Below are 19,370 nucleotides of genomic sequence, written 5' to 3' on the forward strand. Positions count from 1 at the left end.
GTTCGCGGGCAAGCCTCGCTCCTACAGGATTCGCGGGCCAGTTGGGTCGCGTATAACCTGTTGAAGCGAGGCTTGCCCGCGAAGCTTTTTAGAAGAGGGAAACACTATGCGCGTGTGGATCGATGCCGACGCTTGCCCGCGGGCAGCCAAGGATCTGGTGGTGAAGTTCGCCCTCAAGCGCCAGTTCGAAGTGGTGCTGGTGGCCGGTCAGCCGCAGATCAAACCGGGCCTCGCCCTGGTGAAGCTGATCGTGGTGCCCAGCGGCCCGGATGCCGCCGACGATTACCTGGTGGAACACGCGGTGCCAGGTGAACTGGTGATTTGCAGCGATGTGCCGCTGGCGGACCGGCTGGTGAAGAAGGGCGTTGCGGCATTGGATCCACGGGGCAAGGAGTTCGATGCGCAGAACATGGGCGATCGACTGGCGGTGCGTAACCTGTTCACCGATCTGCGTGAGCAGGGGCAGATGAGTGGTGGACCGGCACCGTTTGGCGATCGTGAGAAGCAGGCGTTCGCCAATGCGCTGGACCGGATACTTACGCGGTTGTCGCGCAAGTCTTAAGCAAGACGGTAATGATCGTTCCCACGCTCTGCGTTGGAATGCCTCAATGGACGCTCTGCGTCCGCTTTGGGACGCAGAGCGTCCCGGGGCTGCATTCCCACGCGGAGCGGGGGAACGATCAGGTCTCAGGCATCGTTTTCGTGGGTCAGTTCCAGCACCCGGTCGACCAGTTTGTTGATGCCGGAAGCAGCCTCGCTGATCGATTGCGCCAGCATATACGCCGGAGTGCTCACCAGTTTGCGCGCCTTGTCTTCGACGATATCGGTCACCGCGCACTCGGCATGGGTGGCGCCCATCTTGTTCATCGCGGCGGCGGTATCGGCATCGTTGCCGATGGTGCAGGTCACACCCGGGCCGTAGATTTTTGCGGCCAGGGCCGGCGAAATGCAGATCAACCCCACTGGCTTACCGGCCTCGGCGAACGCTTCGGTCAGCGCCAGGACGTCAGGCTGAACGCTGCATCCGGCGCCTTCGACGGCAAAGTTCGACAGGTTCTTGGCCGACCCGAATCCGCCAGGAACGATCAGCGCATCGAAGTCTTCGACGCTGGCTTCACGGATATCCTTGATATTGCCCCGGGCGATCCGCGCCGATTCCACCAGCACGTTGCGCGCCTCGGGCATTTCTTCGCCGGTCAGATGGTTGATCACGTGCAAGTGCGCGATATTGGGTGCGAAACACTGCACCTGGGCACCGCGCTGGTCCAGCCGCAGCAGGGTGATCACGCTTTCGTGGATCTCCGCGCCGTCGTATACGCCGCAGCCGGAAAGGATCACTGCAATTTTTTTGCTCATGGGCTTTTCTCCAGATTCATGGCGTTAAATGTCCACTAATTTGTCACTCGTTGCCATAGGGTTAGTTCGCGGCTACACCTAATCTCTGCTGAACAATTCTGATCAGGGCGCGTCATGGACTTCATTCTGTATGCGGTGCCGTTTTTCTTTGTGCTGATTGCGGCCGAGTTGCTGGCCGACCGTTGGCGCGGGGTGAGCAATTACCGCATGGCAGACGCAATCAACAGCCTCAGCACCGGCGTGCTGTCGACCACCACGGGCCTGTTGACCAAAGGCATCGGCCTGGTGACGTATGCCTTCGCCCTGAAGCACTTGGCCGTGATTGAGCTGTCGGCCGACAACGTCTGGGTTTGGGTGTTTGCTTTCGTCTTCTACGACTTCTGCTACTACTGGCTGCACCGCATGGGCCACGAGCGCAACATCCTCTGGGCCGCGCACTCGGTGCATCATCAGAGCGAGGATTACAACCTCTCCACGGCCTTGCGCCAGACCAGCACCGGGTTTCTGTTGAGCTGGATTTTCTACCTGCCCATGGCCGTGCTCGGCGTGCCGCTGGTGGTGTTCGTCAGCGTTGCGGCGCTGAATCTGCTGTACCAATTCTGGGTGCATACCCGGCATATTCCCAAGCTCGGCTGGTTCGAATGGTTCTTCGTCACGCCGTCCAATCATCGGGCTCACCATGCACAGAACGCTCTCTACATGGATCGCAACTACGGCGGGGTGTTCATTTTTTGGGACCGTCTATTTGGCTCGTTCCAGGAAGAGGACGACAACGAACCGGTGATTTTCGGCGTGACCACGCCGCTGGCGAGCTGGAATCCGTTGTGGGCGAACATGCAGTTCTATGTGCAGTTGTGGGAGGACGCCCGGCGCGCCGAACGCTGGTGGGACAAGCTGCGGATCTGGTTCATGCGCACCGGTTGGCGGCCAGCGGATGTGGCGGCCAAATACCCGATGAACAAACCGGACCTGAGCCAGTTTCGCAAATTCGAGGTACCGCTGGACGGGCGCCAGCAGTGGTATGTGGCGCTGCAATTTTGCGTCTACATCGCCTTGGGCAGTTACTTGATGAACCTGGAACAGAGCCTGCCGACGTCGGCCCTGGTGTTGGGCTGGGGGGCTGTGGGATGGGGGCTGTTTGTGTTGGGCGCGGCCCTGGAAAATCGCCCGCAGGCATTGAAGCTGGAGCTGTTTCGGCTGGCATCGAACCTGCCGCTGGTATGGCTGGCGCCAATGGTCGGGTTATGGCCGGACAGTGCAATGGGCAGCGCGGTGGGCTGGGTGGGGCTGCTCAGTTACAGCCTGCTCAGCGGCATCGGTCTCTACTGTTGTAGAAACCGCTTCACTCGATGGGCGTCGTAGGTTCGCCGGACTTGGCCTGTTCGGCTTTCAACGCTTGCTCGTCGGCGTAGATCTTCTTCGCCAGACGGGCATTCTTGAAGCGCCGCCGCAGCCACAGGCCAAAGCCCAGGACCAGCAGGGCGCCCAGCACCCACAGCTCATACTTCTTGACGCTGCCCAGCATGCCTTCGAGCACTGCGCCGAAGTGATAGGCGGCGGAAGCCAGCGCGGCGGCCCAGATGGCTGCGCCAATCCCGTTGAGCAGCAGGTAACGTCCCGGCGGATAGCCCGACAGACCGATCGCCACCGGCATCACGGTGCGCAGTCCATAGACAAAGCGAAAGCTCAGCACCCAGATGTCCGGGTGCTTGCGGATATGTTCCAGCGCCCGATCACCCATCAATTGCCAGCGCGGTTTGCGCGCCAGCAATTTGCGCCCGTGCTTGCGTCCCAGGAAGTACCACAGCTGGTCGCCGGCATAACTGCCGAGGAATGCCACGAGCATCACCACCTTGATGTCCATGTATCCACGGAACGCAAGGAAGCCCGCGAGCACCAGGATGGTTTCGCCTTCGAAGAACGTGCCGAGAAAGAGGGCGAAGTAGCCGTAGTCATGCAGAAATTGTTGGAGCATTGTCTGGGTGCTGGCGAAATGAACGCGCAGCCTAACCCCTCGGACACATTCAGGAAAGTGTCAAAATGTGTCTCGACGTGAACATTTCCTACAAGGACAATGGATGCGACTACCCGTCACAGGGCTAAGCACAACTGTCATTCGTTCGTCATAATGGCCGCTTATAACTGTCACGCTCGCCCGCCAGCGCGGGCTCAGGAGTCTGCCGTGAGCTTTACCCCCGCCAACCGTTTGTTTCCTGCAACCCGCCTGCGTCGCAATCGTCGTGATGATTTCTCGCGTCGACTGGTCCGTGAAAACGTGTTGACCGTCGATGACCTGATCTTGCCGGTGTTCGTGCTGGACGGTGAAAACCGTCGCGAAGCGGTGGCCTCGATGCCGGGCGTTGAACGCCTGACCATCGACCTGTTGCTTGAAGAAGCGGCCAAGTGGGTCGAGCTGGGGATTCCGGCATTGGCATTGTTCCCGGTGACGCCACCGGAACTGAAATCCCTGGATGCCGCCGAAGCCTGGAATCCCGACGGCATCGCCCAGCGCGCCACCCGAGCCCTGCGTGACCGGTTCCCGGAACTGGGTGTGATCACCGACGTCGCTCTGGACCCGTTCACCACTCACGGTCAAGATGGCATTCTCGACGAAGAAGGCTACGTGCAGAACGACATTACCGTCGACGCACTGGTTAAACAGGCCCTGTCCCACGCCGAAGCCGGCGCTCAGGTGGTGGCCCCGTCGGACATGATGGACGGGCGCATCCAGGCGATCCGCGAAGCGTTGGAACTGGCCGATCACGTCAACGTGCGGATCATGGCTTACTCGGCCAAATACGCCAGCGCCTATTACGGCCCGTTCCGCGATGCAGTGGGCTCGGCGCTGAACCTGGGCAAGGCCAACAAGGCCTCCTATCAGATGGACCCGGCCAACAGCAACGAAGCCCTGCACGAAGTGGCGGCGGACTTGTCAGAAGGCGCGGACATGGTCATGGTCAAGCCAGGCATGCCGTATCTGGATATCCTTTACCGGGTCAAAGAAGAATTCAAAGTGCCGACCTTTGTCTATCAGGTCAGCGGCGAATACGCCATGCACATGGCAGCGATCCAGAATGGCTGGTTGAGCGAAGGGGTTATCCTCGAATCCCTGACCGCTTTTAAACGTGCAGGCGCTGATGGCATCCTGACTTACTTTGCCGTCCGCGCTGCTCAATTGTTACGAGAGCAAAAATAGCCCTCCCAGGAACATTCGATGAATACCGAAGGACTCACTGAAGTTGCCGTAATAGACGCTCAACCTGTGGTGGAGCAAATCGCCGAAACCCCGCCGGAGCTGGAGCCTGCTCCACCCGCGTTGGTGGTCGAGCCCGCTGTTGCGGCGCCAGCGATTGCGATTCCCGGCCTGGATGACAGCAGCCTGTACATCCATCGTGAGCTCTCGCAACTGCAGTTCAACATCCGCGTGCTGGAACAGGCGCTGGATGAGTCCTACCCATTGTTGGAGCGGCTGAAGTTTCTGCTGATTTTCTCCAGCAACCTGGACGAGTTCTTCGAGATTCGTGTGGCCGGCCTGAAGAAGCAGATCACCTTCGCCCGTGAACAGGCCGGCGCCGATGGCTTGCAACCGCATCAAGCTCTGGCCCGCATCAGCGAATTGGTGCACGGCCACGTCGATCGCCAATACGCGATCCTCAACGACATTCTGTTGCCGGAACTGGAGAAACATCAGGTCCGCTTCATCCGTCGCCGCTACTGGACCACCAAGCTCAAGACTTGGGTTCGTCGTTATTTCCGCGACGAGATTGCGCCGATCATCACCCCGATCGGCCTTGACCCGACACACCCGTTTCCATTGCTGGTGAACAAGAGCCTGAACTTCATCGTCGAACTCGAAGGCATCGATGCCTTCGGTCGCGACTCCGGTCTGGCGATCATCCCGGCGCCGCGTCTGCTGCCGCGGATCATCAAAGTGCCGGAAGAAGTCGGTGGCCCTGGCGACAACTACGTGTTCCTGTCGTCGATGATCCACGCTCACGCCGATGACCTGTTCCAGGGCATGAAGGTCAAGGGCTGCTACCAGTTCCGCCTCACCCGAAACGCCGACCTCTCGGTCGATACCGAAGATGTGGAAGACCTGGCCCGCGCCCTGCGCGGCGAGTTGTTCTCCCGTCGCTACGGTGACGCGGTGCGCCTGGAAGTAGCTGACACCTGCCCGAAACACTTGTCCGATTACCTGCTCAAGCAGTTCAACCTGCACGAGACGGAGCTGTATCAGGTTAACGGCCCGGTCAACCTGACCCGCCTGTTCAGCATCACCGGCCTGGACAGTCATCCGGAGCTGCAATACACCCCGTTCACCCCGCAGATCCCGAAACTGCTGCAAAACAGCGAGAACATTTTCAGCGTGATCAGCAAGCAGGACATCCTGCTGCTGCACCCGTTCGAGTCGTTCACCCCGGTGGTCGACTTGCTGCGCCAGGCGGCCAAGGATCCGCACGTGTTGGCGGTTCGTCAGACGTTGTATCGCAGTGGCGCCAACTCCGAGATCGTCGATGCGCTGGTGGACGCTGCGCGTAACGGCAAGGAAGTGACGGCGGTGATCGAATTGCGCGCGCGGTTCGACGAAGAATCCAACCTGCAACTGGCCAGCCGGCTGCAAGCGGCCGGTGCGGTGGTGATTTACGGTGTGGTCGGCTTCAAGACCCACGCCAAGATGATGCTGATTTTGCGTCGCGAGGCTGGCGAGATTGTCCGCTACGCCCACTTGGGTACTGGCAATTACCACGCGGCCAACGCCCGTCTGTACACCGACTACAGTTTGCTGACCTCCGACGACGCCTTGTGCGAAGACGTCGGCAAACTGTTCAGCCAGTTGATCGGCATGGGTAAAACCCTGCGCATGAAGAAACTGCTGCACGCGCCGTTCACGTTGAAGAAGGGCATGCTCGACATGATTGCCCGGGAGACGCAATTTGCTCTCGACGGCAAGCCGGCGCACATCATCGCCAAGTTCAACTCGCTGACCGATCCGAAGGTCATCCGCGCGTTGTACAAGGCCAGTCAGTCCGGGGTGCGTATCGATCTGGTGGTGCGCGGCATGTGCTGCCTGCGCCCGGGCATCGCTGGCGTCTCCCACAACATCCACGTGCGCTCGATCATCGGTCGCTTCCTCGAACACACCCGGGTCTTCTACTTCCTTAATGGCGGTGAAGAGCAGATGTTCCTGTCCAGCGCCGACTGGATGGAGCGCAACCTCGACAAGCGCGTCGAGACTTGCTTCCCGGTCGAGGGCAAGAAGCTGATTTTGCGGGTCAAGAAAGAGCTGGAGCTTTATCTGACCGATAACACCCACAGCTGGAGCCTGCAGGCGGACGGTCGCTACATCCGCAACACGCCGACCGGCAACCAGAACCCGCGCAGTGCCCAGGCAACCTTGCTTGAGCGTTTGGGCAGCCCGATTCTGGCTGTTCGTTAACGCGCAAACCTGTGGGAGCGAGCTTGCTCGCGATGGGGGCAGCATGTTCAACATCTATGTTGACTTGTCAGTCCGCTATCGCGAGCAAGCTCGCTCCCACAGGGGGTTGCGTCGTCTGCCGAATCGCGGGCACAAAAAAGGCCTTCCGAAGAAGGCCTTTTTCAATTTTAGCGGACGTTCAGCACGAAGCCGACGCGGGTCAGCCACTCTGCTTCCAGAGCAAAATCGGCCTGGGTCAACTGGTTGTCGTCCAGCCAGTGTTCCGGGAACAACACCTCCAGGCTATGGCCATTGGCGTGCAGTACCACTTGTGGCATTTCCTGGGTACCGCGAATGTGATGGAACAGAATCGCAAAACGCAGCAGCACGCATAGGCGAATCAGCTTGATGCCGTCGTCGCCGAATTCAGCGAACTTGTCCTTGGGAATGTTGCGTCGGTGGCCACGCACTAGCAGCGCGAGCATTTGCTGGTCTTCGCGGGAGAATCCGGCCAGGTCCGAGTGCTCGATCAGGTAGGCGCCGTGCTTGTGGTACTGATAGTGGGCGATGTCCAGGCCCACCTCATGGACCTTGGCTGCCCAGCTCAGCAGTTCGCGCCAGACGCCGTCATGCAGCTCCCAATCTTGTGCGACTTGATCGAAGGCATGCAGCGCCTTGCGTTCGACTCGTGCGGCTTGTTCGAGGTCGACGTGGTAACGCTCCATCAGCGAACTGAGGGTACGCTCGCGGACGTCTTCATGATGATGACGGCCCAGCAGGTCATAAAGCACGCCTTCGCGCAGGGCGCCTTCACAGTGGTCCATGCGTTGCAGTTCGAGGGCATCGAAGATCGCTTCGAGAATCGCCAGCCCGGCAGGGAAAATCGCTCGACGGTCAGGCTTGATGCCTTCGAAATCGATTTTCTCGACATCGCCCAGTTTGATCAGCTTGCGCTTGAGCCAGGCCAAGCCTTGGGCGTTGACCTCGCCAGTGCCATGGCCGCCGGCCTTCAGCGCCAGGCCGATAGCGCGAATGGTGCCTGAGGAGCCGATGGCTTCATCCCAGGTCAGGCGGTGCAGGGCGTGTTCGATGCTCATGATCTCCAGCCGCGCCGCGGTATACGCCTGGGCGTAGCGGGCCGGGGTGATCTTGCCATCCTTGAAATAGCGTTGAGTGAAGCTGACGCAACCCATTTGCAGGCTTTCACGCAGCAGCGGTTCGAAGCGCTGGCCGATGATGAATTCAGTACTGCCGCCGCCGATGTCGGCCACCAGGCGTTTGCCGGGGGTATCAGCGAGGGTATGGGAGACGCCGAGGTAAATCAGGCGCGCTTCTTCACGGCCGGAGATGACTTCTACCGGATGGCCAAGGATTTCTTCGGCGCGACGGATGAATTCGGCGCGGTTACGGGCTTCGCGCAGGGCGTTGGTGCCGACGATCCGCACGGCGCCGGGCGGCATACCGCTGATCAGTTGGGCGAAACGCTTCAGGCAGTCGAGCCCGCGCTGCATGGATTCTTCGCTGAGCTGACGCTCTTCGTCGATGCCGGCGGCCAGCTGAACTTTCTCCCCGAGACGTTCGAGAATCCGGATTTCGTCATTCTGGGCCTTGGCCACGACCATGTGAAAGCTGTTGGAGCCCAGGTCGATTGCGGCGATCAGGGACAGATTCTTGGCTTGGGATTGCGGCATGGTCAGGGGGTCTCGGTCGATAACCCCGACATCGTGCCACGATCAAACGCTGCCGCCAACGCGTAGGAGCTGTCGAAGGCTGCGATCTTTTACCACGGGGGCTTTTGCAGTGTTGCGAATGGCCTCTTCGCGGGCAAGCCTCGCTCCTACAAGGAATCTGTGTTGCCCACAAACCCGCGCGCGGCACAAAACCCTGTAGGAGCGAGGCTTGCCCGCGAAGACGTCCGAACAGGCACTGAAGATCTATCAGCCCGCCGCCTCAACCGTCCCAATGAAATTCGCCAGCTCCGCCGTCTGCGGGTTGGCAAACAATACCTTCGGATCCCCCACCTCATGCACCTTGCCGTGATGCATGAACACCAATTTATCCCCCACCTCCCGGGCAAAGCGCATTTCATGGGTGACCATGATCAGCGTCATGCCCTCCTTGGCCAGCTGCCGAACCACGCTCAGCACTTCGTTGACCAGTTCCGGGTCCAGGGCCGAGGTGATTTCGTCACACAGCAGCACTTTCGGTGACATGGCCAGCGCGCGAGCAATCGCCACCCGCTGTTGCTGGCCGCCAGACAGTCGATCCGGGAAGGCATCGAACTTTTCCCCCAGCCCGACCCGTTCCAGCATCTGTCGCGCCAGTTCGGCGGCTTTGGCTTTCGGCACTTTTTGCACCACTTGCGGCGCGAGCATGACGTTTTCGCCCACGGTCAGATGCGGGAACAGGTTGAACTGCTGGAACACCATCCCGACTTTCTGCCGCAGGCTGCGCAGGTCGGCGCGGGCGGCATCGAGGTATTCGCCGTCGACTTCGATCACACCGTCGTTGATCGACTCCAGACCATTGAGGGTGCGCAGCAAGGTGGATTTGCCCGAGCCGCTGCGGCCGATGATCGCCACCACCTGGCCTTCCTCGACACTGAGGTCGATGCCTTTGAGCACATGGTGGTCGCCGTAATATTTATGCAGGGCGGAAATTCTAAGCAGAGGCATGCAGTCTCCTTTCCAGGTAGCGCGCACTGAGGGACAAGGGGTAGCAGAGCAGGAAGTAACCGAGCGCCACCAGGCCGTAGACCATGAAGGGTTCGAAGGTCGCGTTGGCGAGCATGCCGCCGGTTTTGGTCAGTTCGGTGAAGCCGATGATCGAGGTGACGGCGGTGCCTTTGACCACTTGCACCGAGAAGCCCACGGTTGGCGCCACGGCGATGCGCAGGGCTTGCGGCAGGATCACGTAACGCAATTGCTCCAGCGGATTGAGCGCCAGGCTCGAGGAGGCTTCCCACTGGCCGTTGGGGATCGAATCAACACAACCACGCCAGATCTCCGCCAGGTAAGCGCTGGTGAACAGCGTCAGGGCAATCGCTGCGGCCATCCACGGCGAAATCTCCACACCGGCCAGCGCCACACCGAAGAACACCAGAAACAGCTGCATCAATAGCGGCGTGCCCTGGAACAACTCGATGTAGGTGCGGGCGAAGTTGCTGGGCAGGGGTTTTTTTGAAATCCGCATCACCATGATCAGCAAACCGATGAGCCCACCGCCGATAAACGCCACCAGCGACAATGCCAGAGTCCATTGCAGGCCCGTGAGCAGGTTGCGCAGGATGTCCCAGAAGGTGAAATCGCTCATTGGCTGCTCCTAGCTATGTAGCGCCGGCCGATCCAATTCAGCAATTGGCGGATCAGCAGCGCCATGCACAGGTAGATCAGTGTGGTCAGGGCATAGGTTTCAAAGGCGCGGAAGTTGCGCGATTGAATGAAGTTGGCGGCAAAGCTCAGCTCTTCGGTGGCGATCTGCGAACAGACCGCCGAGCCGAGCATCACGATGATGATCTGGCTGCTCAGGGCCGGCCAGACCTTGCCCAGCGCCGGCAACAGAACCACGTGGCGGAAGGCTTCGAAACGCGTCATCGCCAAGGCGGCTGCGGCTTCCAGCTGCCCGCGGGGGATCACTTGAATGCCAGCGCGGATGATCTCGGTCGAATAGGCGCCAAGGTTGATCACCATCGCCAGCACCGCCGCCTGCCATTCGGAAATCTGCAGGCCCAGCGACGGCAAACCGAAGAAGATGAAAAACAACTGCACCAGGAATGGTGTGTTGCGGATCAACTCGACGTAAACCCCGAAAATGCCGGCGAACGGGCGGATGTTCCACGCCCGCACCAGTGCCCCGACGATGCCCAGGCCGACCCCGAGCATTGCGCCAATGGCTGTCAACTCAAGGGTGAACAGCGCACCGCGCAGCAGCAGGCCGGTGTTTTCCACCACCGGCAAGAAATCGAACTGATAAGCCATAAATCGTCTCCCGCGCGAACGATCAGAGATCGGCCGGCAGCGGCTCTTTCAGCCAGGTTTGCGAATTTTTTTCCAGCGCACCGTCAGCCTTGGCCGTGGTGAGGATGTCGTTGACCTTGCCCAGCAGCGCTGGCTCGTTCTTGTTCACGCCGACGTAAACCGGCGAGTCCTTGAGCTTCACTTTCAGGGCCGGCACGCGTTTCGGGTTTTTCTCGCTGATCGCCACCATCACCACGTTGCCGCTGGCAATCAGGTCGACTTGCCCTGCGAGGTAGGCGGCGATGGTCGAGTTGTTGTCTTCGAAGCGTTTGATGGTCGCGCCTTCGGGAGCGACTTTGGTCAACTCGATGTCTTCAATGGCGCCACGGGTGACGCTGATGGTTTTGCCCTTGAGATCGTCCAGGCCCTTGATGGCGGCGTCTGGCGGGCCGAACACGGCGAGGTAGAACGGTGCGTAGGCACGGGAGAAGTCGATGACTTTTTCGCGCTCAGGGTTCTTGCCGAGGCTGGAAATCACCAGGTCGACTTTGCCGGTGGTCAGGAACGGAATGCGGTTGGTGCTGTTGACTGGGGTCAGTTCGAGTTTGACCTTGAGCTGGTCGGCCAGCAGTTTGGCGGTATCGATGTCCAGGCCCCGAGGTTTCATGTCCGGGCCGACCGAACCGAACGGCGGGAAGTCCTGAGGCACCGCGACTTTGAGGGTGCCGCGTTTGACCACATCCTCCAGACCGTCGGCGTGGGCGGGTGCCTGGCTCAGCATCAGGCTGGCAAACAGAACTTTGATGAGGGCGCTGTAACGCTGGGTCATGGCAAATCTCCGGATCGGCGGGGAATGATTCTGCGGATCGACAGAGCACGGGCCATGCCAAGATTCGTTTTTGGGGGCCGCAGGCCACGGTTTTACTAGGGTTGTTCGGTCTTACTGGTCTGAACAGTTGGGTGGTATTTCGCACCCTGATGACGCACCCGTGAAAATTCCCGAACCCCCTTGGGGCACGACTTGCCGGACGTCGCGAATAGCTTTACAACTAGCCGCTCATTGGCCTGGTTCGTCTGAAAAAACCATGAACTCCATCTCCCGCGCCGTACCTGAAGTGGCGCTGCAAGCCATCCGCAAACTGATCACCGAGCAAGGTTTCGGGGCGGGGGATGCGTTGCCCTCGCAACGGGACCTGGCGGTGCAATTGGGGGTCAGTCGGGCGTCGTTGCGTGAGGCGTTGTCGTCACTGAGTGCGCTGGGCGTGATTAGTATCCAGCCGGGCAAGGGCGTGTTCGTGCAGGCACCGGTCGATCTGCCCCGGGGCGATGCGACGCCGGGCTGGCCGTTCGCGGCTCAGGCATCGCCGCTGGACATCTTCCAGTTGCGCTACGCGCTGGAAGGTTTTGCCGCCGGGCTGGCGGCGGTGACTCTGAGCACCGATGAGCTCGATGCCCTGGAAGACAATGTCGCCGCCATGCGCACCGAATTGCGTGCCGCCGACTTCAATGCAGCGGCACGACTGGATTTCGAGTTTCACCGGCGCATTCTTCTCGCCAGCGGCAATCAGGCGATGCTGAGCATCCTGACGGCTAGCGCCGACATCTTCCTGGAGAGCCAGAAGCTACCGTTCATCCGGGCCGAACGGGCCATGGAAACCTGGCAGGAACACCGTAAAATCCTCCGCGCGCTTACGCGCCGGGCCTCTGGTGCCGCGCAGAAGGCCATGCAAGAGCATGTGCGCAACGCCGCCCTGCGCACCGGAATCGCTTTCGTCGCTCCCGCCACCTCATGACTTGAGCTATACCCAAACTCATGGGCCACCATAGCGAGACTCAATCATCTGCGGCTTCCTGAACACGGGAAGGGCGGCTATGATGGGCCACGTTTTTTATTGCTTACAACCCGGAGACATCCATGAGCAGCGATCTTATCAAGCACGTCACCGACGCTAACTTCGAAGAAGAAGTACTGAAGGCTGCTGGCCCTGTGCTTGTTGACTACTGGGCTGAGTGGTGCGGCCCTTGCAAAATGATCGCCCCGGTTTTGGACGAGATCGCTGGCACCTACGCTGGCAAGCTGACCGTTGCCAAGCTGAACATCGACGAAAACCAGGAAACCCCGGCCAAGCACGGCGTACGTGGTATCCCGACGCTGATGCTGTTCAAGAACGGCAACGTCGAAGCCACCAAGGTCGGCGCGCTGTCGAAGTCGCAACTGGCTGCTTTCCTCGACGCCAACATCTAAGCGTTGTTATAAAGCGTCATGAAAAGGCCCCGCATAATGCGGGGCCTTTTCGTTATTGAGGGCTAGACGCTCCGAAACTCAGGTGGTACATTCGGCCCCGCACTGGTTTCTCCACTGCCCCCTGCTAGCCGTCGCCGACGCACTCCTTTTCGAATAAGTACGCGATCCTGTCGCCTTCTCTGCGGCGCGGCCTCATTAAGCCAAAAGCTTAATTTCCCCCCTCCATAAATGATTACGTCATTCCTATATGAATCTGACTGAACTCAAGCAAAAGCCGATTACCGAACTGCTCGAATTGGCCGAACAGATGGGCATAGAAAATATGGCCCGTTCGCGCAAGCAGGACGTGATTTTCTCCCTGCTCAAAAAGCACGCTAAAAGCGGCGAGGAAATCTCCGGTGATGGCGTGCTGGAGATTCTCCAGGACGGCTTCGGCTTCCTGCGCTCCGCTGACGCTTCCTATCTCGCCGGCCCAGACGATATCTATGTCTCGCCGAGCCAGATCCGCCGCTTCAACTTGCGCACCGGTGACACCATCGTTGGCAAGATCCGCCCTCCAAAGGAAGGCGAGCGTTATTTCGCGCTGCTCAAGGTCGATACGATCAACTACGATCGTCCAGAGAACGCGAAAAACAAGATTCTCTTCGAGAACCTGACCCCGCTGTTCCCGACCGTGCGCATGAAGATGGAAGCTGGCAACGGTTCCACCGAAGACTTGACCGGTCGTGTCATCGACCTGTGCGCCCCGATCGGCAAAGGCCAGCGCGGCCTGATCGTTGCACCGCCGAAAGCCGGTAAAACGATCATGCTGCAGAACATCGCGGCCAACATCGCTCGTAACAATCCTGAAGTTCATCTGATCGTATTGCTGATCGACGAACGTCCGGAAGAAGTGACTGAAATGCAGCGCACCGTGCGCGGCGAAGTGGTTGCCTCGACGTTCGACGAGCCGCCGACCCGCCACGTGCAGGTTGCCGAAATGGTGATCGAGAAGGCCAAGCGCCTGGTCGAACACAAAAAGGACGTGGTGATCCTGCTCGACTCCATCACCCGTTTGGCGCGTGCCTACAACACCGTGATCCCAAGCTCCGGCAAGGTGCTGACCGGTGGTGTCGATGCCCACGCCCTGGAGAAACCGAAACGTTTCTTCGGCGCGGCACGGAACATCGAAGAAGGCGGCTCGCTGACCATCATCGCCACCGCGCTGGTTGAAACCGGCTCGAAGATGGACGAAGTGATCTACGAAGAATTCAAAGGCACCGGCAACATGGAACTGCCTCTGGATCGCAAGATCGCTGAAAAACGTGTGTTCCCGGCCATCAACATCAACCGTTCCGGTACTCGCCGCGAAGAGTTGCTGACGGCCGACGACGAACTGCAGCGTATGTGGATCCTGCGTAAGCTGCTGCACCCGATGGACGAAGTCTCTGCCATCGAGTTCCTGGTCGACAAGCTGAAGCAGACCAAGACCAACGACGAGTTCTTCCTGTCGATGAAGCGCAAGTAAATCGCAGAAAATCAGCAAAAGCCGGGGAAACCCGGCTTTTTGCTATCTGATTTTTGATGAACCGGCAGTTCGTGGTTCTGAATAGAGGGGTTCGGCGCTAAACTGCCTGCCCCGAACGCCACGGCCAACACGAGGCTCACGCATGCAGTATCGCGACTTGCGCGACTTTATCAGCGGCCTGGAAAAGCGCGGCGAACTCAAGCGCATCCAGGTTCCAGTGTCCCCAGTGCTCGAAATGACCGAGGTCTGCGATCGCACATTGCGCGCCAAGGGCCCGGCGCTGCTTTTCGAAAACCCTACCGGTTATGACATTCCCGTACTCGGCAACCTGTTCGGCACCCCCGAGCGCGTGGCGCTGGGCATGGGCGCAGAAGCGGTCAGCGAGTTGCGCGAAATCGGCAAGCTGTTGGCGTTCCTCAAGGAACCCGAGCCGCCGAAGGGCTTGAAGGACGCGTGGTCCAAGCTACCGATTTTCCGCAAGATCATTGCCATGGCGCCGAAAGTCGTCAAAGACGCGGTGTGCCAGGAAGTGGTCATCGAAGGCGACGATGTCGATCTGGCGATGTTGCCGGTACAGACCTGCTGGCCGGGCGACGTCGGCCCGCTGATCACGTGGGGCCTGACCGTCACCAAAGGTCCGAACAAGGATCGCCAGAACCTCGGGATCTACCGTCAGCAAGTGATCGGCCGCAACAAGGTGATCATGCGCTGGCTGAGCCACCGTGGCGGCGCGCTGGATTACCGTGAATGGTGCGAGAAACACCCCGGCCAGCCGTTCCCGGTGTCTGTGGCCTTGGGCGCTGACCCGGCAACCATTCTTGGCGCCGTGACGCCTGTGCCGGACAGCCTCTCCGAATACGCTTTCGCCGGTCTGTTGCGCGGCAATCGCACCGAACTGGTGAAGTGCCGCGGCAACGACCTGCAAGTGCCGGCCACCGCCGAGATCATCCTTGAAGGCGTGATCCATCCGGGCGAAATGGCCGACGAAGGCCCGTATGGCGATCACACCGGCTACTACAACGAAGTCGATAGCTTCCCGGTGTTCACCGTCGAGCGCATTACCCACCGCATCAAACCGATTTACCACAGCACCTACACGGGTCGTCCGCCGGATGAGCCGGCGATTCTCGGTGTGGCACTGAACGAAGTGTTCGTGCCGATCCTGCAAAAGCAGTTCCCGGAGATCACTGACTTCTACCTGCCGCCCGAAGGCTGTTCGTACCGCATGGCCATCGTGACCATGAAGAAGTCGTATCCTGGGCATGCCAAGCGGGTAATGCTCGGTGTCTGGTCGTTTTTGCGACAGTTCATGTACACCAAGTTCGTTATCGTCACCGACGACGATATCAACGCACGGGACTGGAACGACGTGATCTGGGCCATCACCACACGCATGGACCCCAAGCGTGACACGGTGATGATCGACAACACGCCGATCGACTACCTGGACTTCGCCTCGCCGGTCTCCGGCCTGGGTTCGAAGATGGGGCTCGATGCCACGCATAAATGGCCGGGCGAAACCACTCGCGAGTGGGGCCGGGTTATCGTCAAGGATGAAGCCGTTACCCAACGGATCGATGCCATCTGGAATCAGTTAGGAATAGATTGATGCGTGTAACCTTGCAGCCCTCCGGAGCAGTGCTGGATATTCTGCCCGGCGAGCGAATTCTCGATGGCGCGCGGCGCCTGGGCTATGAATGCCCGCAAAGCTGTCGCAACGGCAATTGCCATGTGTGCGGCGCGTTGCTGGTGGAAGGGCGGGTCGAACAGGCCGGCGATGTGCGTGACCATGGCGAGTTCTACACTTGCATTGCAGAGCCGCTGGAAGACTGCATCGTGCTGTGGGATGGCGTGCTCGCGCTGGGAGAATTGCCGGTGCGCAGCGTGTCGTGTCAGGTCATTGAATGCAGGGACGTCGGCGGCGATACCTGGCGTGTGCGTCTGCGTGCGCCGGCAGGCAAGCCGCCGCGCTATCACGCCGGTCAGTACCTGATGATCGAGCGTGAGAACGGCGAGAAATCCGCCTTCTCCCTGGCCTCTGCGCCGCATTCCGGACGCGATCTGGAAATTCATGTACTGGCGCGCGAAAGCAGTGCGCTGAGCCTGATCGAACAGCTTCAGCGCAACCCGATGGTGCGCATCGAGATGCCGTTCGGCGACACCCATCTGGCGGAACTGCCGGACGGTCCACTGGTATTGATTGCTGCCGGTACCGGCATGGGCCAGATCCACAGCCTGATCGAACATTGCCGGGCCACGGGTTTCAAGCATCCGGTGCATCTATATTGGGGTGTGCGTCGTCCTGAAGACTTTTATGACATTGAACATTGGGACGAATGGTTGAAACTGCCCAATCTGTTCCTGCATAAAGTCGTCAGCGATCAATGTGGCTGGGGCGGGCGCTGCGGCATGTTGCATGAGGCGGTGTGTGAAGATTTCCCTGATTTGAAAGCCCTGCACGTTTACGCCAGCGGCTCTCCGGCGATGGTCTATGGCACCTTGGATGCGCTGGTCGAAGCGGGGATGGATGCCCATCAAATGCGCGCGGATGTGTTCGCTTACGCGCCACGATCTTGATCCGCGATCTAAATCGTTATAACTCCATATATAGCCGATCGGTATTTATAAAATAATATAAATGCCGGTAGGTTATATCTCGTCCCGGCCTAAATTTTAAAACCCTGCCATGGCATTTAAATTGCCTTAAAACATATGTGCCTAACTGTTACACGGTGCGTTCTATTAAGTAATTCTTCACCCGCGGGGAGCTGAACGCTATTCGCCATGAGCGCCATTGAATCTGCTTTTTTGAATCTGGCTTACCCTCCGCGGCTCGATCTGGGGCCGCAGCTCACGCACGAACAATTACTCGGCTCAATGCAGTCGACCATGGCGCGCCACAAGGGTGGGCCGGTCTGGCTATTCGCTTATGGTTCGCTGATCTGGCGCCCTGAATGTGCAGCGGTTGAACGAGTGCGCGGTCGCGTGCATGGTTATCATCGCGGTTTGTACCTGTGGTCTCACGAACATCGCGGTACGCCGGAAGTGCCCGGGCTGGTGTTTGGCCTGGACCGCGGCGGCTCATGCAGCGGGTTTGCCTATCGCTTGCCCGAAGAGCAACTCGACGCTTCGCTGTATGCGCTCTGGCAGCGTGAAATGCCATTCCCGTCCTATCGCCCACACTGGCTCAACTGCCGTCTCGAAGACGGAAGCCAGGTTCAGGCATTGGGATTTGTATTGGAGCGGCACCTGCCCAGCTATGCCGGCAACTTGCCGGATCATGTGCTGAGCCAGGTATTCGAAAGCGCTTGCGGGCGTTATGGCACCACTCGCGAGTATGTCGAGCAGACTGCGCATGCCCTGCGTAGCCACGCCATGCCAGACCGGAATCTGGAGGCGCGGCTCAAGCGCTGCAAATCAAAGGCCGATCAGGCGATCGCTTCGCGGCTCTGACTGGCGACTTGCTTGTGCCACAGCGTCGGCGCAAGGAAGGCCATCGCCAGCAGGCATGCACCGATCAGCAGGACGAAACCGCCATCCCAGCCGAAGTGGTCCACGGTGTAGCCCATCGCTGCACTGGCCGCGACTGAGCCACCCAGATAGCCGAACAACCCCGTGAAGCCTGCAGCAGTGCCGGCGGCTTTCTTCGGCGCCAGTTCCAGCGCTTGCAGACCGATCAGCATTACCGGGCCGTAGATCAGGAAGCCGATCGAGACGAGCGCGATCATGTCGACAGTCGGGTTGCCGGCCGGGTTGAGCCAGTACACGAGGGTCGCCACTGTCACCAAGGCCATGAACACCATGCCGGTCAGGCCACGGTTGCCACGGAAGATCTTGTCCGACATCCAGCCGCACAGTAGCGTGCCCGGGATCCCCGCCCACTCGTAGAAGAAATACGCCCACGAGGTTTTATCCACGGTGAAGCCTTTGGCTTCCTTGAGGTAGGTCGGTGCCCAGTCCAGCACGCCGTAACGCAGCAGGTAGACGAAGACGTTGGCCATGGCGATGTACCAGAGCATTTTGTTGCGCAGCACGTACTTGACGAAGATTTCCTTGGCGCTGAATTCCTCTTCGTGACTGGCGTCGTAGCCTTCCGGGTAGTCGTTCTTGTACTTCTCGATCGGCGGCAGGCCCACCGATTGCGGGGTGTCGCGCATGGTCATGAAGGCAAATACCGCCACCGCCAGAGCCACCGCCGCCGGTACATAGAACGCGGCGTGCCAGTCGTTGAACAGACCCATGCCGAGCAAGAACAGCGGGCCGATCAGGCCGCCACCGACGTTGTGTGCCACGTTCCACACGGACACCACGCCGCCGCGTTCTTTCTGCGACCACCAGTGCACCATGGTCCGGCCGCTTGGCGGCCAACCCATGCCCTGGGCCCAGCCGTTGATGAACAGCAAGATGAACATCATGGTCACGCTGGACGTTGCCCACGGCGCGAAACCGAAAATGAACATCACACCGGCGGATACCAGCAGGCCGAATGGCAGGAAGTAACGTGGGTTTGAACGGTCGGACACCAGGCCCATGAGGAACTTCGACAGGCCATAGGAAATCGCGATCGCCGACATTGCCAGACCCAACTGACCTCGGGTGTAACCCTCATCGATCAGGTACGGCATGGCCAGGGAGAAGTTCTTGCGCAGCAGGTAGTAACCCGCATACCCAATGAAAATCCCGGCGAAGATCTGCCAGCGAAGTCGTTTGTAGGTGTCGTCTATTTTTTCTTCAGGCAATGGAGCCTGATGTGCGGCAGGACGAAAGAAAGCAAACATTCAGGAGCTCCAGATTTCTTGTTTTGACTGCGGATGCGAATGTTACAGTTTCGTTACCGAAAATAGCACCGGTTCGCATCGGCCAAACAGTGGAAATGTTGGAGATCGCATG

Annotated in this window: 18 protein-coding genes; 10 read left to right on the forward strand and 8 right to left on the reverse strand. The window is 59.6% G+C overall.

The features are described 5' to 3' along the window. Nucleotides 1–106 precede the first annotated feature (106 nt). The gene (locus tag NHU87_RS05140; RefSeq protein WP_008012502.1) at nucleotides 107–562 is read left to right on the forward strand and encodes a YaiI/YqxD family protein; all 456 of its coding nucleotides are present in this window, start codon (nucleotides 107–109) and stop codon (nucleotides 560–562) included. 125 nt (nucleotides 563–687) lie between these two features. Here the strand turns inward: NHU87_RS05140 and elbB are convergent, their stop codons facing one another. Beyond that, nucleotides 688–1,356, reverse strand: coding sequence for an isoprenoid biosynthesis glyoxalase ElbB (gene elbB / locus NHU87_RS05145; protein WP_253546251.1), 669 nt, complete (start codon nucleotides 1,354–1,356; stop codon nucleotides 688–690). 114 nt (nucleotides 1,357–1,470) lie between these two features. On the opposite strand from elbB, the gene NHU87_RS05150 reads away from it, so the two are divergent. Then, nucleotides 1,471–2,718: a sterol desaturase family protein gene (locus tag NHU87_RS05150; RefSeq protein ID WP_253546254.1), complete on the forward strand. Its 1,248-nt coding sequence runs from the start codon at nucleotides 1,471–1,473 to the stop codon at nucleotides 2,716–2,718. Here the strand turns inward: NHU87_RS05150 and NHU87_RS05155 are convergent. Beyond that, the gene (locus NHU87_RS05155; RefSeq protein ID WP_253546257.1) at nucleotides 2,699–3,331 is read right to left on the reverse strand and encodes a DedA family protein; all 633 of its coding nucleotides are present in this window, start codon (nucleotides 3,329–3,331) and stop codon (nucleotides 2,699–2,701) included. The two genes, NHU87_RS05150 and NHU87_RS05155, sit on opposite strands and share 20 nt — an antisense overlap. A gap of 207 nt (nucleotides 3,332–3,538) precedes the next feature. Here NHU87_RS05155 and hemB point away from each other — a divergent pair, with 207 nt between their 5' ends. Together hemB and ppk1 are read left to right on the forward strand one after the other, a co-directional pair. Then, nucleotides 3,539–4,552, forward strand: coding sequence for a porphobilinogen synthase (hemB, locus tag NHU87_RS05160; RefSeq protein ID WP_008076082.1), 1,014 nt, complete (start codon nucleotides 3,539–3,541; stop codon nucleotides 4,550–4,552). 18 nt (nucleotides 4,553–4,570) lie between these two features. Beyond that, nucleotides 4,571–6,793, forward strand: coding sequence for a polyphosphate kinase 1 (ppk1, locus tag NHU87_RS05165; protein ID WP_253546260.1), 2,223 nt, complete (start codon nucleotides 4,571–4,573; stop codon nucleotides 6,791–6,793). A gap of 167 nt (nucleotides 6,794–6,960) precedes the next feature. Here the strand turns inward: ppk1 and ppx are convergent, their stop codons facing one another. The 5 genes from ppx to NHU87_RS05190 all read right to left on the reverse strand — a co-directional run bounded on the left by ppx (nucleotide 6,961) and on the right by NHU87_RS05190 (nucleotide 11,557). Next, nucleotides 6,961–8,463 carry an exopolyphosphatase gene (ppx, locus tag NHU87_RS05170; protein ID WP_253546263.1) on the reverse strand — a complete coding sequence of 501 codons (1,503 nt, stop codon included), beginning with the start codon at nucleotides 8,461–8,463 and terminating at the stop codon, nucleotides 6,961–6,963. 246 nt (nucleotides 8,464–8,709) lie between these two features. Continuing rightward, complete coding sequence (locus NHU87_RS05175; protein ID WP_253546266.1) at nucleotides 8,710–9,447, reverse strand: amino acid ABC transporter ATP-binding protein; 738 nt, start codon at nucleotides 9,445–9,447, stop codon at nucleotides 8,710–8,712. After that, complete coding sequence (locus NHU87_RS05180; protein ID WP_253546269.1) at nucleotides 9,434–10,084, reverse strand: amino acid ABC transporter permease; 651 nt, start codon at nucleotides 10,082–10,084, stop codon at nucleotides 9,434–9,436. The genes NHU87_RS05175 and NHU87_RS05180 overlap by 14 nt, the downstream gene beginning before the upstream one ends. Then, nucleotides 10,081–10,749: an amino acid ABC transporter permease gene (locus tag NHU87_RS05185; RefSeq protein WP_253546271.1), complete on the reverse strand. Its 669-nt coding sequence runs from the start codon at nucleotides 10,747–10,749 to the stop codon at nucleotides 10,081–10,083. Before NHU87_RS05185 ends, NHU87_RS05180 begins: the two co-directional genes overlap by 4 nt. 22 nt (nucleotides 10,750–10,771) lie before the next feature. Next, entirely contained in the window at nucleotides 10,772–11,557 is a 786-nt protein-coding gene (locus NHU87_RS05190; RefSeq protein WP_253546273.1) for a transporter substrate-binding domain-containing protein, read from the reverse strand. Nucleotides 11,558–11,813: 256 nt separating this feature from the next. Between NHU87_RS05190 and NHU87_RS05195 the strand changes: the two genes are divergently transcribed. The 6 genes from NHU87_RS05195 to NHU87_RS05220 all read left to right on the forward strand — a co-directional run bounded on the left by NHU87_RS05195 (nucleotide 11,814) and on the right by NHU87_RS05220 (nucleotide 17,933). Continuing rightward, nucleotides 11,814–12,521, forward strand: a complete 708-nt coding sequence (locus NHU87_RS05195) for a FadR/GntR family transcriptional regulator (protein ID WP_253546275.1) — start codon at nucleotides 11,814–11,816, stop codon at nucleotides 12,519–12,521. A 122-nt stretch (nucleotides 12,522–12,643) separates the two neighbouring features. After that, nucleotides 12,644–12,973, forward strand: coding sequence for a thioredoxin TrxA (gene trxA / locus NHU87_RS05200; RefSeq protein ID WP_007899382.1), 330 nt, complete (start codon nucleotides 12,644–12,646; stop codon nucleotides 12,971–12,973). A 247-nt stretch (nucleotides 12,974–13,220) separates the two neighbouring features. Further along, nucleotides 13,221–14,480: a transcription termination factor Rho gene (gene rho / locus NHU87_RS05205; RefSeq protein WP_007899384.1), complete on the forward strand. Its 1,260-nt coding sequence runs from the start codon at nucleotides 13,221–13,223 to the stop codon at nucleotides 14,478–14,480. Nucleotides 14,481–14,622: 142 nt separating this feature from the next. Beyond that, entirely contained in the window at nucleotides 14,623–16,089 is a 1,467-nt protein-coding gene (ubiD, locus tag NHU87_RS05210; RefSeq protein WP_007899385.1) for a 4-hydroxy-3-polyprenylbenzoate decarboxylase, read from the forward strand. Further along, a complete protein-coding gene (locus tag NHU87_RS05215) occupies nucleotides 16,089–17,057 on the forward strand; it encodes a CDP-6-deoxy-delta-3,4-glucoseen reductase (RefSeq protein WP_253546277.1) in 969 nt (322 codons plus the stop codon). The genes ubiD and NHU87_RS05215 overlap by 1 nt, the downstream gene beginning before the upstream one ends. A 207-nt stretch (nucleotides 17,058–17,264) precedes the next feature. Next, nucleotides 17,265–17,933: a gamma-glutamylcyclotransferase gene (locus tag NHU87_RS05220; RefSeq protein WP_052964552.1), complete on the forward strand. Its 669-nt coding sequence runs from the start codon at nucleotides 17,265–17,267 to the stop codon at nucleotides 17,931–17,933. Here the strand turns inward: NHU87_RS05220 and glpT are convergent. After that, entirely contained in the window at nucleotides 17,909–19,258 is a 1,350-nt protein-coding gene (glpT, locus tag NHU87_RS05225; RefSeq protein WP_253546279.1) for a glycerol-3-phosphate transporter, read from the reverse strand. The genes NHU87_RS05220 and glpT overlap by 25 nt on opposite strands. Between the last annotated feature and the right edge of the window lie 112 nt (nucleotides 19,259–19,370).

It is taken from the genome of Pseudomonas mandelii, from assembly GCF_024138395.1.
GTDB classification, from domain to species: Bacteria; Pseudomonadota; Gammaproteobacteria; order Pseudomonadales; family Pseudomonadaceae; genus Aquipseudomonas; species Aquipseudomonas mandelii_E.

What these genes read in the sequence shown, in the direction of transcription:
- NHU87_RS05140 (WP_008012502.1), top strand. Translation starts at nt 107, where the DNA reads ATGCGCGTGTGGATCGATGCCGACGCTTGCCCGCGGGCAGCCAAGGAT.
- elbB (WP_253546251.1), bottom strand. Translation starts at nt 1,356, where the DNA reads ATGAGCAAAAAAATTGCAGTGATCCTTTCCGGCTGCGGCGTATACGAC.
- NHU87_RS05150 (WP_253546254.1), top strand. Translation starts at nt 1,471, where the DNA reads ATGGACTTCATTCTGTATGCGGTGCCGTTTTTCTTTGTGCTGATTGCG.
- NHU87_RS05155 (WP_253546257.1), bottom strand. Translation starts at nt 3,331, where the DNA reads ATGCTCCAACAATTTCTGCATGACTACGGCTACTTCGCCCTCTTTCTC.
- ppk1 (WP_253546260.1), top strand. Translation starts at nt 4,571, where the DNA reads ATGAATACCGAAGGACTCACTGAAGTTGCCGTAATAGACGCTCAACCT.
- ppx (WP_253546263.1), bottom strand. Translation starts at nt 8,463, where the DNA reads ATGCCGCAATCCCAAGCCAAGAATCTGTCCCTGATCGCCGCAATCGAC.
- NHU87_RS05175 (WP_253546266.1), bottom strand. Translation starts at nt 9,447, where the DNA reads ATGCCTCTGCTTAGAATTTCCGCCCTGCATAAATATTACGGCGACCAC.
- NHU87_RS05180 (WP_253546269.1), bottom strand. Translation starts at nt 10,084, where the DNA reads ATGAGCGATTTCACCTTCTGGGACATCCTGCGCAACCTGCTCACGGGC.
- NHU87_RS05185 (WP_253546271.1), bottom strand. Translation starts at nt 10,749, where the DNA reads ATGGCTTATCAGTTCGATTTCTTGCCGGTGGTGGAAAACACCGGCCTG.
- NHU87_RS05190 (WP_253546273.1), bottom strand. Translation starts at nt 11,557, where the DNA reads ATGACCCAGCGTTACAGCGCCCTCATCAAAGTTCTGTTTGCCAGCCTG.
- NHU87_RS05195 (WP_253546275.1), top strand. Translation starts at nt 11,814, where the DNA reads ATGAACTCCATCTCCCGCGCCGTACCTGAAGTGGCGCTGCAAGCCATC.
- trxA (WP_007899382.1), top strand. Translation starts at nt 12,644, where the DNA reads ATGAGCAGCGATCTTATCAAGCACGTCACCGACGCTAACTTCGAAGAA.
- rho (WP_007899384.1), top strand. Translation starts at nt 13,221, where the DNA reads ATGAATCTGACTGAACTCAAGCAAAAGCCGATTACCGAACTGCTCGAA.
- ubiD (WP_007899385.1), top strand. Translation starts at nt 14,623, where the DNA reads ATGCAGTATCGCGACTTGCGCGACTTTATCAGCGGCCTGGAAAAGCGC.
- NHU87_RS05215 (WP_253546277.1), top strand. Translation starts at nt 16,089, where the DNA reads ATGCGTGTAACCTTGCAGCCCTCCGGAGCAGTGCTGGATATTCTGCCC.
- NHU87_RS05220 (WP_052964552.1), top strand. Translation starts at nt 17,265, where the DNA reads ATGAGCGCCATTGAATCTGCTTTTTTGAATCTGGCTTACCCTCCGCGG.
- glpT (WP_253546279.1), bottom strand. Translation starts at nt 19,258, where the DNA reads ATGTTTGCTTTCTTTCGTCCTGCCGCACATCAGGCTCCATTGCCTGAA.